Annotated in this window: 12 protein-coding genes and 1 pseudogene; 8 read left to right on the top strand and 5 right to left on the bottom strand. The window is 60.1% G+C overall.

Annotated elements, in window-relative coordinates; genetic code table 11:
* Positions 1-124 precede the first annotated feature (124 nt).
* The 3 genes from ACMG4M_RS02645 to ACMG4M_RS02635 all read left to right on the top strand — a co-directional run bounded on the left by ACMG4M_RS02645 (position 125) and on the right by ACMG4M_RS02635 (position 2815).
* On the top strand, positions 125-1033 hold the full coding sequence (locus ACMG4M_RS02645) for a YihY/virulence factor BrkB family protein (protein ID WP_035246193.1): 909 nt from the start codon (positions 125-127) through the stop codon (positions 1031-1033).
* Between the two features lie 90 nt (positions 1034-1123).
* On the top strand, positions 1124-1528 hold the full coding sequence (locus ACMG4M_RS02640) for a 3D domain-containing protein (RefSeq protein WP_414430676.1): 405 nt from the start codon (positions 1124-1126) through the stop codon (positions 1526-1528).
* Between the two features lie 96 nt (positions 1529-1624).
* Positions 1625-2815, top strand: a complete 1191-nt coding sequence (locus ACMG4M_RS02635; protein ID WP_052042564.1) for a lytic murein transglycosylase — start codon at positions 1625-1627, stop codon at positions 2813-2815.
* Between the two features lie 48 nt (positions 2816-2863).
* Here the strand turns inward: ACMG4M_RS02635 and ACMG4M_RS02630 are convergent, their stop codons facing one another.
* Positions 2864-3772, bottom strand: coding sequence for a LysR family transcriptional regulator (locus ACMG4M_RS02630; RefSeq protein WP_414430675.1), 909 nt, complete (start codon positions 3770-3772; stop codon positions 2864-2866).
* Between the two features lie 107 nt (positions 3773-3879).
* Here ACMG4M_RS02630 and ACMG4M_RS02625 point away from each other — a divergent pair, with 107 nt between their 5' ends.
* From ACMG4M_RS02625 to ACMG4M_RS02610, 4 genes are all read left to right on the top strand, one after another.
* Entirely contained in the window at positions 3880-4635 is a 756-nt protein-coding gene (locus tag ACMG4M_RS02625) for an SDR family oxidoreductase (protein WP_414430674.1), read from the top strand.
* A 64-nt stretch (positions 4636-4699) separates the two neighbouring features.
* Complete coding sequence (locus tag ACMG4M_RS02620; RefSeq protein ID WP_035246189.1) at positions 4700-4960, top strand: hypothetical protein; 261 nt, start codon at positions 4700-4702, stop codon at positions 4958-4960.
* A 63-nt stretch (positions 4961-5023) separates the two neighbouring features.
* On the top strand, positions 5024-6145 hold the full coding sequence (locus ACMG4M_RS02615) for a PQQ-dependent sugar dehydrogenase (RefSeq protein WP_414430673.1): 1122 nt from the start codon (positions 5024-5026) through the stop codon (positions 6143-6145).
* Positions 6146-6296: 151 nt separating this feature from the next.
* On the top strand, positions 6297-8264 hold the full coding sequence (locus tag ACMG4M_RS02610; protein WP_414430672.1) for a CocE/NonD family hydrolase: 1968 nt from the start codon (positions 6297-6299) through the stop codon (positions 8262-8264).
* Between the two features lie 50 nt (positions 8265-8314).
* On the opposite strand, the gene ACMG4M_RS02605 is transcribed toward ACMG4M_RS02610, so the two are convergent.
* The gene (locus ACMG4M_RS02605) at positions 8315-8665 is read right to left on the bottom strand and encodes a VOC family protein (protein ID WP_414430671.1); all 351 of its coding nucleotides are present in this window, start codon (positions 8663-8665) and stop codon (positions 8315-8317) included.
* Positions 8666-8813: 148 nt separating this feature from the next.
* On the opposite strand from ACMG4M_RS02605, the gene ACMG4M_RS02600 reads away from it, so the two are divergent.
* Positions 8814-10160, top strand: coding sequence for an MFS transporter (locus ACMG4M_RS02600; RefSeq protein WP_414430670.1), 1347 nt, complete (start codon positions 8814-8816; stop codon positions 10158-10160).
* Here ACMG4M_RS02600 and ACMG4M_RS02595 read toward each other — a convergent pair.
* The 3 genes and pseudogenes from ACMG4M_RS02595 to ompR all read right to left on the bottom strand — a co-directional run.
* Positions 10077-10535: pseudogene (locus ACMG4M_RS02595) on the bottom strand (outer membrane beta-barrel protein); the annotation flags it as partial. The gene ACMG4M_RS02600 and the pseudogene ACMG4M_RS02595 overlap by 84 nt on opposite strands.
* A 473-nt stretch (positions 10536-11008) precedes the next feature.
* Positions 11009-12325 carry an ATP-binding protein gene (locus ACMG4M_RS02590; RefSeq protein WP_272998394.1) on the bottom strand — a complete coding sequence of 439 codons (1317 nt, stop codon included), beginning with the start codon at positions 12323-12325 and terminating at the stop codon, positions 11009-11011.
* A gap of 73 nt (positions 12326-12398) precedes the next feature.
* A complete protein-coding gene (ompR, locus tag ACMG4M_RS02585; protein ID WP_272962591.1) occupies positions 12399-13109 on the bottom strand; it encodes a two-component system response regulator OmpR in 711 nt (236 codons plus the stop codon).
* Positions 13110-13135 lie beyond the last annotated feature (26 nt).

The following is a 13135-nucleotide window of genomic DNA, read 5'->3' as shown; positions in this document are numbered from 1 at the left end:
TGCAGCGCGGGTCACCCAGGCAACACGTTTGGCAACGCCACATCCCCGCGCTTTGCAACTTTAAACTTTCAACTTGCAACTCCCCCCGCTACACTGCCTGAACACTCGCTGATGACAGGCAACGATGAAAGATACCTTTCTCTACTGGTTCGGCATTCTCAAAAACACCATACGCCTGTGGCTGGAAGGTAATGCCGCCAGCTATGCCGGGTCGTTGGCGTTCTTTACGCTTTTCTCCATTGCCCCGGTCATCATCCTCGCCGTGAAGGTGATCTCGTTGGTGATGAGCAGCGAAGCCGCCATGGCGGAAATTCTCGGCCAGCTGGAAGCTACCGTAGGACCCGCCGCCACCGAAGAAATCCGCAATGCCATCATGAACACCCGCGCACCCAGCCAGGGAGTTCTCGCCGGCATACTCAGCCTGACGGTCATGATCATCGGCGCCACCACCGTATTCGCTCAGATGCAGCGCTCCATGAACGCCATCTGGGAAGTGGTGCCACGGCCCTCACGCAATACCCTCGTGGCTCTGATCAAAAGCCGCCTGCTGTCATTGACCGTGGTGGTGTCCCTGGGCTTTGTATTGCTGGTATCCCTGTTGCTCAACGTGGCCGTGCAGACCCTGCTGGTCTACGCGGAAAACTGGATTCCCTTCCATTCCAGCGTGGCCCTGGCACTTGAGGTCATGGTCTCCATCATCGTCATCGCCCTGCTGTTCGGCATGATCTTTCGCCTGCTTCCCGACGTGGTACTGAGCTGGAAAGACGTGGCCCCCGCCGCCCTGATCACCGCCGTGCTGTTTGCCATTGGCCGCGCCCTGATCGGCTTCTATCTGTCTCACACGGCAACCGCTTCCACCTACGGAGCTGCCGGCTCCCTGGTGATCCTGCTCATGTGGGTGTACTACTCCTCCATGATCCTGCTGCTCGGCGCCGCCTTCAGCCGCGCCCACAGTGAAGCCCGGGGGCGGGTTATCCGTGCCCGCTCCACTGCCGTCAGGGTCCGCCGGGAAATTCACGAAACCCCTGCCTGACAGGCTGCGGAATCAGCCGCCTGGCAGGGTTCATGCCCCCTTCACGGTCGGATTGCCACGGTAAGGTGTCATTCCAACAAGGGGGATCTCATGACACTAAAAGCACCGTTTTCCATAATCAGCCTGACCCTGCTGGCCCTGTTTCTCTCTGCATGCAGTGACAGCGACAACACCATTAGCCAGGAAGTCACCGCCACGGCGTACACCCTGTCCGAAGCGGAAACCAAGATAGGCAATGTAGGCCTTGCCGCCTGGGGCGACCAGCTGGAACCCGGCATGAAAGCCATCGCCGTGTCCCGCGACCTCATTCCCAAAGGACTCACCCATCGCACGGAAGTGGAAGTGGAAGGCATGGGCACCTATGTAGTGCTCGACAAGATGAACAAGCGCTGGACCGACAAAATCGACATCTTGATGGCGGACCGGGCCGAGGCTCGGGAGTGGGGCAAGCAAACCGTCACCATTCATTGGGAGGCGCCGCAGGAAACGCCCTGAACAATCCGGCAATTTTGCAATTCTCCCGATGAAACCCTGGCAGGGCCATCGTAAACTGCCTGACATTGATGTTCCTGCCACGGTTTCGGAGTCCCCATGGCCACCCGTTCTTTATTGATTTTCCTGTTCCTGTTTTTCAGCCACCCAGCCCTGGCGCTGGATCAGGAAACATTCGCCATGTGCATCAGCAAGCTGCGTCAGGCGGGGCTGGAAGCAGGCTTGCCTGCCCAGGTCATCAGCCAGCATCTGGACGATGTGAAACTGAATGAAAAAGTGGTGGAACTGGACCGCAGCCAGCCGGAATTCACCAGTAGCTTCGCCGACTATTTCAACCGTCGCGTCAGCGAACAACGGATTGAAAAAGGTCGAGAAAAATACCGCAGCCATCGGCAACTTCTCGACAGCCTGACCCGGGAATACGGCATCCCCGGCCACTATCTGGTGGCCTTCTGGGGACTGGAAACCAACTATGGTGGCTACCTGGGCAATATCCCCACTCTTGATGCCCTGGCCACGCTGACTTGTGAAGGCCGCCGCGGCGATTATTTTCAGGGCGAACTGTTCAATGCTCTGCGCATTCTGCAGGCCGGAGATGTAGACGTTGCACAGATGAAAGGCTCCTGGGCCGGCGCCATGGGCCAGACCCAGTTCATGCCCGCAGTATTTCTCAAACACGCCCAGGATCACGATGGCGATGGTCGCCGCGACCTGTGGGGCAGCACCGAAGACGCCCTGGCCTCCGGCGCGCATTTCCTGCAGGCACTAGGCTGGGAACGGGAAGCGCGTTGGGGCCGGGAAATCAGCCTGCCCAAGAATTTCGACTACCAGCTTACTGGTTTTGGCAACAAACGCGCTCTCGCCGACTGGGCCGAACTGGGGCTGACATTGCCCAATGGCCAACCCCTGCCCTCCGCGGACATGGAGGCGGCCGTGATCGTGCCGTCCGGCCATGAGGGCCCGGCCTTTCTGGCCTATCACAACTTCCGGGTGATCATGGGCTGGAACCGCTCCGAGTCCTACGCCATTACCGTGGGCCGACTGGCCGACCGCATTGCCGGCGCCGCCCCCCTGTCCAAAACACCGCCACAGGCACCGCGCCTCAACCGGGAACAGGTGACCCGTCTGCAACAGATCCTCAATGAACAGGGCTTTGACGCCGGCGAAGAAGATGGCCTGATGGGCCCCGGCACCCGCAAGGCCATCGCCCGCTACCAGCAGGCCAACCAGATGGTGGCTGATGGCTTCCCGGGCCAGGATGTACTCACCCACATCGGCATCCTGCCTTAGACCCTCAGGGGAATAAGCCGGAGGAATGTCGAAGTTCGCCAAACCCAACTACGCCATCCCCAGCACCTTGTCTTTCAGCACTGGCACGACCCAGTCGATAAAGGCCTCAAGACGCCGGGTCATATGTTCGCGATGCGGATACAACAGGGTAATGGGCATCGGTGGCGGCACGGTGTCCGGCAGCACGCTGATCAGGCGACCGGAGTCCAAATGATGGCGCACATCATAGTGCGGCACCTGTATCATCCCCAGCCCAGCCAGGGCGCAGGCTATCAGTGCTTCTGCGGTATTCACCGTGACACGGGACGGCAGCGGCACTCTCTCCAGCTGGTCTCCCTGACGGTATTCCCAGCTCTCCACCCTGCCTGTCATGGACGACGCAAACGCCACAATGGGATGGGATGACAGATCCTTTATGGTTGCCGGTCGGCCATAACGGGACAGATAAGCCGGGCTGGCGCAATTGCACAGCAGCAAGCTTCCCAGCGGCCGGGCAATCAGGTTGCTGTCCGTCAGCTCCCCCACCCGAATCACACAATCCACGCCCTCGCTAACCAGATCCACAGCGCGGTCGGTGACCCCCATCTGGATATCAATATCCGGGTAACGATTCAGGAAATCCGGCAACGCCGGGGCCAGAATACGCCGCCCCAGACGCCCGGGCACATTGATGCGCAGCTTGCCTTGGGGGCGGCTATCGTTGGCCACAAATGCCCCCTGCAACTGTTCATAATCCTGCAACAGTGACAAGCCCTTCTGATAAAGAAAACGGCCCTCCTCGGTGACCTTGATAGCCCGGGTGGTGCGGTTCAGGAGACGCGCCCCCATTTCGGTCTCCAGCTCTTTGATGGCCGTGGACACCGTGGAACGGGGAATTTCCAGGCTTTCCGCTGCCCGGGTAAAGCTCAGGCAATCCACCACCCGGACAAAGATATGCATTCTCTCGAGACGGTCCATGCTTTTCCATTGTTCGTTATTTTCGACATATGCTGTCAGCTTACACCGGTTTATGCCCACGCCAAGCCTGCCGACAATGTCGACACCACAAACGAGGAGCAAGACTGATGACGGATTACGGATTCAAGGACAAGGTCGTACTGATTGCGGGCGGCGCCAAGAACCTGGGCGGCCTGCTGAGCCGGCAAGTCGGCCGTGAAGGCGCCAAAGTCGTGGTGCATTACAACAGCGATGTCAGCCGTGCCGATGCGGAAGACACGGTCAAGGCGGTGAAAGACCTGGGTGGCGAAGCCTTCATGACCCAGGGCGACCTGACGCGGCCAGCCAACGTGGAAGCGCTGTTCCTGGAAGCCAAGGACAAGTTCGGCGGCATCGATGTGGCCATCAATACCGTAGGCAAGGTATTGCGCAAACCGATCGTGGAAACCAGTGAAGAAGAATACGACTCCATGTTCGACATTAATGCCAAGTCCGCCTATTTCTTCATCAAGGAAGCGGGCAAACACCTGAACGACAACGGCAAGATCGTCACCGTACTCACCTCGCTGCTGGCCGCCTTTACCGATGGCTACTCCACCTATGCCGGCGGCAAGTCACCGGTAGAGCACTTCACCCGTGCCGCCGCCAAGGAATTCGGTGGGCGTGGTATCTCGGTCTCCGCGGTGGCCCCAGGGCCCATGGACACCCCCTTCTTTTACGGCCAGGAAACCCCGGAACGGGTGGCCTACCACAAGTCACAGGCCATGAACGGGGACCTGACCAAAATTGAGGACATCGCCCCCATCATCAAATTCCTGGCCACGGAAGGTTGGTGGATCACCGGCCAGACCATCTTTCCCAATGGCGGCTACACTACCCGGTAGTGCCAGCCACACCTCACAGGCAGGCACATAACGTGCCTGCCGCTCTTCTGACTGGGAGCCGCCCATGCATACGTTGACTGTCATTCTCGGAGGGCTGTTGTTGTTCGCCGTACTGGCGCTGACCGCCCGGCTTATCCCCTGGTTGCAACACCACCTGCTCGCCGTCTTCGCCCTGCTCTGGTTTATCGCCTCGGCCATCAATATGACCGTGGGCATTGTCCACGCCGGGTACTCCTTTATGGCTGAGTTACCGATTTTCTTCGTGGTTTTTCTCATCCCTCTGATGCTGGCCTGGGCAATCAAGAAAACATACCTGCAATCGTGACCATGGTTCACCCTTCACGCCGGGCATGGCATGCTCAAGCCTGTCTGAACAAGGGAGTCCGTCATGCGATCACTGATCACCGTCACCCTCACCGCCCTGAGCCTGTGTGCCTGTGCCGACAACGCCGCCACTCTGGCGCCGCAAAGCAATGACAACGTTACGGCCACAACACTCACTGATGGCCTGCATCACCCCTGGTCCCTGGCGTTTCTACCCGGTAATGAATGGTTAATCACTGAACGGCGCGGCACCCTGCGCCGGCTAGTGGAGGGCAGCCTGCAAGAGGACCCGGTCAGCGGCGTGCCGGAGGTAGTGGCCAAAGGCCAGGGCGGACTGTTCGATGTGATGCCACACCCGGATTTCGCCGACAACCAGCGCCTTTATCTGAGCTATGCCAAACCCTGTGGCGACAATGGCGGCACCACGGCGGTGGGCTACGGCACGTACCAGGATGGCGCCCTGAAAGACTTCCGCGATGTTTACGTAGCGGAAAAAGCCTGCACTAACACCGCCAAACACTTCGGCGGCCGCATCCTCTTTGATAACGACGGCTACCTGTTTGTCACCGTGGGCGACCGCGGTGAGCGCGAGCGCGCCCAGAACACCGCGGACCCGGCCGGCAGCGTGCTTCGCCTGCACGACGACGGCCGCATTCCCGATGACAATCCCCTGGCCGGTGAGTCTGGCAAGGCCGCGGCCATCTGGAGTTGGGGCCACCGCAACCCGCAGGGGCTGGCCTTGCATCCCGACACCGGCAAACCCTGGCTCAATGAGCACGGCCCACGCGGCGGGGACGAAATCAATGCGGTGGCAGCGGGCATCAACTACGGCTGGCCAGAGATCACCTATGGCCGGGAATATTATGGTCCCGGTATTGGCGACACCAAACAGGAAGGCCTGGCCCAGCCGCTGCTCCACTGGACCCCGTCCATCGCCCCCTCCGGCATGGCCTTTGTGACCGGCGATCGCTACCCGGACTGGCAGGGCAACACCGTCCACGGTGCCCTGAAGCTGACCCATCTTAACAAGGTGGCCTTTGATGGCCGCAAACCGCTGTCGGAAGTGCGCCTGCTGGAAGACAGGGGAGATCGTATCCGTGATGTTCGCCAGGGCCCGGATGGCTATCTATACCTGCTCACCGACAGCAGCAATGGCGCCCTGCTGCGCCTCGAAACCGCTCTGTGATCCACCGCCCCGGCGCCTGCCGGGGCCTTACAGTCCGTCACAAAACCCGCCGACTCCTTCACTTTCTTGCACCAGTGTGCCAACAGACCCATCCCGGTCCCGCTTCTATCCTCATAGGCTAAAACATGTATAACAATTCGGGGATAGCACCATGCCTTCATCCTTTCTGCGGCCCGGGCCATGGCTCCTGGCCTCCCTGCTTTGCATAACACTGCCATTGAGCGGCTGTGGCGGCGGAGGAGGCAGTGCGGCCACCGTATCCAACAGCAGTAACAACCCGGAAGCCAACGCCGGTAACGATACCAATGACAGCGCCGGGGACGACGGCGAGTCTGCGCAAGGCCCTGCTGCGCTGAACCTGAGCTGGGGCGAGCCCTACCAGCGCGAGGCGGAATACCCAAACACCGTCGACCTGCCCCAGCAGCTGATTACCATGCGCGACGGCATTCGCCTGGCGGCCACCGTGACCCTGCCGGCGGATGAAAACGGCAATGCCATCGACGGCCAGTTTCCGGTGATCGCCACCTTTACCGGCTATAACCAGGCACTGGGCGCCATCGGTGCCGCCGACCCAGCTCTGGTAAAGCGTGGCTACGCCTACATCATCGTGGACCTGCGCGGCACCGGTGCTGCGGAAGGCAGCTGGCAGGCGTTCAGCCAGATTGATCAGGATGACATTGGCGAGCTGCTCAATTACATCAAGACGCAGCCGTGGAGCAACGGCAGCATCGGTATGAACGGCGCCTCCTATATGGGCATCACCGGCCTGCTCGCCGGTGCCCGGGAAGACCCGGCAGTGAAGGCCATCTTTGCCATTGTGCCCATGGGCGATGCCTACCGGGATATCGTCTTCACCGGCGGCCAGATCAATGCCGGTTTCATCCCCTTGTGGGTGACCCTGGTCACCGGCCTCGGCATCATTCCCACCCCCGCCGGGCTGGATAACAATGAACCGGGGTATTACCTCAACACCACACTGCAACACCTGCAGGGTGCCCTGACAGAATTCCAGGTACCGGTAGTGGCTGGCGCCCTGATCGGCGATGAAAACAAATACGACACCGAATTCTGGCGTATCCGCTCACCCCTGGAGCAGATCGACAAGATCACCGCACCGACCTTTGTGGTGGGCGGGCTCAACGATATTTTTCAGCGCGGCGAGCCCTTGATCTACGAGGGTCTGAAAGATCACACCACCGCTAAACTGCTGATTGGCCCCTGGGAACATCTGGACGGGTCTTCCGGCGCCGGACTGCCCGCCGACGGGGTACCGGCGCTGTCGAATATTCGTCTGGCCTGGTTTGATCAGTATCTGAAAGGCATGGACAGCGGCGCCGGCGACTACCCGCCTGTTACCCAGTATTACACCGGCGAGGAACGCTACGTCACTGCCGCCGACTGGCCGCACCCGCAGGCAAAAGCAGACACCTTTTTCCTCCACGGCCAGCCCGGCGCCCCGCTGTTCGGCAGCATTTCACCGAACGCGCCCGTCGCCAACAAGCAGACCAGCCTGCTGCAGACTCCGGTGAATGGCCTGTGCTCCGCCAGCGCCAGCCAGTGGACCGCCGGCGTGCTGGGCATGATCCTGCCGCCCTGCACCGCACAAGACAACGTGGCCAACCTGCTGGAAGCGGTATATACCAGCGAGCCGCTGGAAGAAGACATGGTTATCAACGGGCCGATCACCGGGCAGATCTGGGCCTCCACCACCGCCCTGGATACCAACGTCACCGTCAGAGTCAGCGTGGTAGGCGAAAACGGCATTGCCAGGCCACTCACCCATGGCATTCAGATGGCCTCCATGAGCGCCTTCAATGCCAGCAAGTCGCGTTTCATGAATGGCAAACTGGTTCAACCCTGGCACCCGTATACGGAAGCCTCCCAGCGAACCATCACGCCCCTGCAACCGTTCCGGGCCGATGTGGAAGTGTTCCCCACCAGCGCCCGGATCAAGGCCGGTGAAAAGCTGCGCATCAGCGTGGGTAGCAGCGACCTGCCCCACGGCCTGAGCCCGATCCCGGATCTGCTCACCAGTTTGCTGGGCGTCATGACCATCTACAGCGGGCCGGCCATGCCATCGCGGGTGAATCTTCCGCTGGTACCCGCCAGCGCACTCTGAGTGCACGGCCTCCCTGCCATCATTGCAACGATGGCAGGGAGCGCCCCGCATCATAGATGCTGGAGAATATTCAGCAGCCGACCAAAGGGATCGCGCACATAGAACCGCCGCACGCCCCAAGGCTCACTCACCGGACCATACTCCACGGCCACACCGGCCTGCTGGATTCGTGCCAGCGCCGGATCCAGATCGTCCACCTCAATGGACAGGTCGGGCACTGCCCTCCCTGAGCCTCCTTCCGACCCCACACTCACCTGGACTCTCATGGTTTCCGCCGAGCCATAGGTACGAAACCAGCCGTGGCCCATGATCCGCTCCAGCCCCAGAATGTCCCCATAGAAGGCCTCGGCCTTTTGCGGATCCGCTGTGGCCAGGTTGGCCATGATGCGCTTCACTTTCATGCCTTCTCCTTATCTGCTTGCAGGACAGCCCGGCACCCTCATCTGGGACACTATGGCATTTCCTCCCATGCTAGAATGAACTCTATTCAATTCCGGCAATCCCAATCCCTCCGTCACCACTACCGCATCCCCATGCGCAGGAGCCCCCATGCCCACCGACTCCGCTCGTTTGCTCCGTCTTTCCCTCGCCCTCGCTCTGGGCGGCTTCGGTATCGGCAGCGGCGAGTTCGTCATCATGGGCCTGATGCAACGAGTGGCCACCGACCTGCAGGTGCCGGTGCCGGATGTGGGCTATGCCATCAGCAGCTATGCGCTGGGCGTGGTGGTGGGCGCGCCGCTGATTTCCTCCCTGGCGGCCCGGGTGCCACGGCGGGGTCTACTGATTACGCTGATGCTGGTCTTTGCCGTGGGCAACATGGCCAGCGCCCTGGCCACGGACTTCTGGACCTTCGTGGGCCTGCGCTTTCTGGCCGGGCTGCCCCATGGTGCCTACTTCGGCGTGGCTGCTCTGGTGGCGGCATCGGCGGTGCCCTATCACATGCGTGCCCGAGCCGTGGCCCGGGTGATGAGCGGGCTGACCATTGCCATCGTGGTAGGCGCGCCGCTGGCCACCTGGGGCGGCAACCTGTTCGGCTGGGAAGTGGCCTTTATCGGCGTTGGTATGATCGCCCTGTGCACCGCCCTGATGATACGTCTGTGGGTACCGGCACAGGCTCCGGACCCGAACGCCAGCCCCCGCCGTGAACTGTCCGCCCTGGTCAAACAGCGGGTGCTGTTTACCCTGAGCGTGGCCAGTATCGGTTTCGGCGGCATGTTTGCCGTATTCAGTTATGTCATGCCCACTCTCACCGAGCAGGCCGGCATGGCGGAACGCTGGGGGCCACTGGTACTGATGGTGTTCGGCATCGGCACCATCATCGGCAACTTTGCCGGTGCCCGTGCTGCCGACGGCAATCTGTTGCGGGCCATTCCGTTGATTCTGATCTGGTGCGCCCTGATTCAGGCAGGCTTTTATTTTGCGGCTGACTGGACCGTGGCGGGCATCATTTTCGTGGGGCTGGTGGGCACCAGCATGGCGCTGGGGCCGGCCCTGCAGACGCGCCTGATGGACGTAGCTGAAGACGCCCAGACCATGGCCGCTTCCATGAACCACGCCGCCTTCAACTTGGCCAATGCACTAGGCGCCTGGCTGGCAGGCATCACTGTCAAACAGGGCCTGGCCTGGTCCAGCACCGGCCTGGTGGGCGCGGCACTGGCTATCGGCGGGTTACTGATCTTTCTATCCGGGCGGACGCAGGAGAAGCGCAGCAAAATGCCCGCAGGCACTTACCCGAAAAAATCAGTAGCGGCGATGGAAGCCCAGATTAAAGGCTGTCAGATCAAAGCCGTCGTCATCATCAAGCATTACCCACTCCCCATGGATAGAGACATCCGGCGACAAATTAAAGGCGACGCCTCCGCCATAGGAAGGATCACTGGCTGTGACCGTTTCTGAATCAGAAATACTACGGAAGAAGTTTACTTCCGTTTTTCGTTTTGCTGTTGCCGAGGAATGACCAACAAGAAGATAAGGGCGAACAGGCAGCGAGTCATCCAGACCTACCTTGAGATAGGCCGCCAACAAAGTCACCGGCTGGATGGTATATTCCACATCATTGACTGTTTTTTCATCCTCACTCAGACGAAACCCCAGACGCCCCTCAATCGCCACATACGGATTAAAACGATGTCCCAGGTTGAACTGAACGGCGGTAGGCTCGAAATCTCCTAAATCACTTTCCTGGGTCAGTTTGCTGTACTGAAACCCGAAATAGTTTTTGTTCTCCAAATCGGATTCAGCAAAAGACGTTACCGAGCTCGCTAACAACATAGCGCCTAACACTACCCTCATAAAATTACCCAGCTTGTGAATAGTCCTTTAGCGTATTTATTTGACCGCCACTCAGCAAGCATTCCCTAAAAGGCCGACCAAAAAAAGGCCGCACAAAGGTGCGGCCCAACGACCTGTTTCTGCTACTGCAGCGACAGGCTATCGGCATTCATAACACGGACTTTCCCGGTCAGGAATCAGTGATCAGGTAGCAGAAAGCACTGTCAGCGCACGGCATGGCGCTGGCACTGAGGGCGAATCATAGAGGTCTCTCCCGCGTCCATTTGGCAATATTTTCGGGGCAATATTGTTGATTCCCGAAAGCGTATTTCTTCCATTCTTTCTGCCGTTTTTTGTTTTAACAGTATTGTCGATAACATGCTGAATAGAATGCGCCGCTCGGCAAAAACAGAAGTTGCGCCAGCGCACATTCCCGTCCCGAAAATGTGGCTTTTTTGTTATCATCAGGTTCCTTAACGTACGCCGGCGGAGAGTGATTCCGGCTGCACAAACTTACCGGTCACTGGGAATCGGACTTCTACCAGCAGGCCGCCATGCTCATGGTTCGCCAGGCGAATCTCGCCGTGGTGCATATCGACGATGCGCTTGACGATGGCCAGCCCCAGGCCGCTGCCACTGAGGGTGCGGGCTTTCTCACCCCGCGAGAACGGCTGCAGCAGCAGGGGAATATCCTCTTCGCGAACACCCTTGCCATGATCTCTGACGGTCAGGCACACCACGTTTTCCATCACCGCAGTACGCACCTCCACCGGTGGCGCACCGTACTTGAGCGCATTGCCGATCAGGTTAGCGAGCATCCGTTTTACGGTTAGCCGCTTGAGCATCAGGCGCGGCAGATCCTGCAGCTCAAAACGGATCTGTTCGGCAGGGTATTTGCCAGCCACTTCCTGTATCAGGTCGTTGAGATTCTCCAGGTCCGGCTGCTCATCGGCGCCGTCGCGAATAAAGGAAATGAACTGATCAAGAATGGCATCCATGTCTTCGATGTCTTCGATAATGCCGTGGGCCAGTTCCTCGTCCTGCATGAATTCCGCCGACAGACGCAATCGGGTCAGCGGCGTACGCAAGTCATGGGACACCCCCGCCAGCAACAAAGCTCGATCCCGCTGAGCCTGCTGCAGATCGCTGGTCATACGGTTGAAGGCTGCATTCACCGCCTGAATTTCCTCCGGGCCGATACTGGTATTCAGTTCCGGCACCGCTTCACCTCGCCCCACTTTCAAGGCCACCCGGGCCAATCGTCGCAGCGGCAGGTTAAGGCCCCGGGCAATCAACAACCCACCGATGATGGCCAGCAGCGGCACCGTCACCCCCCAGCCGAGCAGCAGATAGCGGTCATAGTCGCGGAAGAATTCCATGGGCACTCGCAACCACTGCTTCTGAAAAGAAGGCGCACTGACCCACAGCACCGGCTGACGACTGTCCTCCAGCCTTACCGTTACCGGTTCGCGCAGGCGTTCCTGCACCTCTTCCCGGAACCGGCTGACCACTGGCTGGGACAACAGCACGGTACCCTGATGCAGGTTGTCCGGGGTAGCCACCTCAATACCGGTAGCGCCGGCCAGGCGCAGAGCCAGGCGAGCATCTTCCTCACCGGAGGAAGAAAAGGCCAGCTCCGCCTGCAGCACCGTCAGGCGCGCGTATTCACGAATACCGGGCAGGTAGGCATTGCGGGCGAAAAACCACAGGGTCAGCGCCTGGCTGATACCGATGACCAGCCCCACCACGATGGCGGAACGGACGAAGGCAGTGCGGGGATAGAGTTTCATCAAGGCAGCTTACACGCTGCACGCATCAGGCAACACGCGCTTGGGGCGTGGGGCATGCTGTGTGAAGCGTCTCTCAGTCAGGCACAAACACATAGCCCACGCCCCACACTGTCTGGATATAGCGGGGCTTGGAGGGGTCGTCTTCCAGCAGGCGGCGCAGGCGCGACACCTGCACATCGATGGAGCGTTCCATGGCCGACCATTCGCGACCCCGGGCCAGGCTCATCAGCTTGTCACGGGTCAGCGGCTCACGGGGATTCTGTATCAGCGCCTTGAGCACGGCAAATTCGCCGGTGGTCAGGTTCTGCGGGTCACCGTCGCGAAGCAGGGTGCGGTTGCCCAGATCCAGCTCCCATGGGCCGAAACTCACCTCGCCTTCTTCCTTGCTCGGCGCCCCCGGCAATTCACGCACATGACGACGCAGTACCGCCCGGATGCGCGCATCCAGCTCGCGGGGGTTGAACGGCTTGGGCAGGTAGTCATCGGCACCAGCATCCAGCCCCTCGATACGCTCCGCGTCATCGCCCTTGGCGGTGAGCATGATGATCGGCATGCGGTTTTCTGCCTCACGAAGCCGGCGGCAGATGGACAAGCCGTCCTCACCGGGCAGCATCAGGTCCAGCACCATCAGCGAATAGAGTTCCCGGGACAGGGCCCGATCCATCTGTTCCGCATCACCCACTGCCTTCACGGCATAGCCAGCCTCTTCGAGAAAACGCTGCAGCAGACTGCGCAGACGGGCGTCATCGTCGACGACGAGAATCTTATCCTGTTGTTCTGTCACGGTGCCTCCACTTATCGCAGACTCTG

Source organism: Alcanivorax sp. IL3 (assembly GCF_047495465.1).
Classification (GTDB): Bacteria; Pseudomonadota; Gammaproteobacteria; order Pseudomonadales; family Alcanivoracaceae; genus Alcanivorax; species Alcanivorax jadensis.
Note: the sequence above shows the minus strand (reverse complement) of the source record. Positions and strands in the feature narration are given on the sequence as shown.

Excerpts from the sequence above, each read along its gene's own strand:
- ACMG4M_RS02605 (WP_414430671.1), bottom strand. The coding sequence starts at position 8,665 with ATGAAAGTGAAGCGCATCATGGCCAACCTGGCCACAGCGGATCCGCAA.
- ACMG4M_RS02640 (WP_414430676.1), top strand. The coding sequence starts at position 1,124 with ATGACACTAAAAGCACCGTTTTCCATAATCAGCCTGACCCTGCTGGCC.
- ACMG4M_RS02635 (WP_052042564.1), top strand. The coding sequence starts at position 1,625 with ATGGCCACCCGTTCTTTATTGATTTTCCTGTTCCTGTTTTTCAGCCAC.
- ACMG4M_RS02615 (WP_414430673.1), top strand. The coding sequence starts at position 5,024 with ATGCGATCACTGATCACCGTCACCCTCACCGCCCTGAGCCTGTGTGCC.
- ACMG4M_RS02590 (WP_272998394.1), bottom strand. The coding sequence starts at position 12,325 with ATGAAACTCTATCCCCGCACTGCCTTCGTCCGTTCCGCCATCGTGGTG.
- ACMG4M_RS02630 (WP_414430675.1), bottom strand. The coding sequence starts at position 3,772 with ATGGACCGTCTCGAGAGAATGCATATCTTTGTCCGGGTGGTGGATTGC.
- ACMG4M_RS02600 (WP_414430670.1), top strand. The coding sequence starts at position 8,814 with ATGCCCACCGACTCCGCTCGTTTGCTCCGTCTTTCCCTCGCCCTCGCT.
- ACMG4M_RS02620 (WP_035246189.1), top strand. The coding sequence starts at position 4,700 with ATGCATACGTTGACTGTCATTCTCGGAGGGCTGTTGTTGTTCGCCGTA.
- ACMG4M_RS02645 (WP_035246193.1), top strand. The coding sequence starts at position 125 with ATGAAAGATACCTTTCTCTACTGGTTCGGCATTCTCAAAAACACCATA.
- ACMG4M_RS02625 (WP_414430674.1), top strand. The coding sequence starts at position 3,880 with ATGACGGATTACGGATTCAAGGACAAGGTCGTACTGATTGCGGGCGGC.
- ACMG4M_RS02610 (WP_414430672.1), top strand. The coding sequence starts at position 6,297 with ATGCCTTCATCCTTTCTGCGGCCCGGGCCATGGCTCCTGGCCTCCCTG.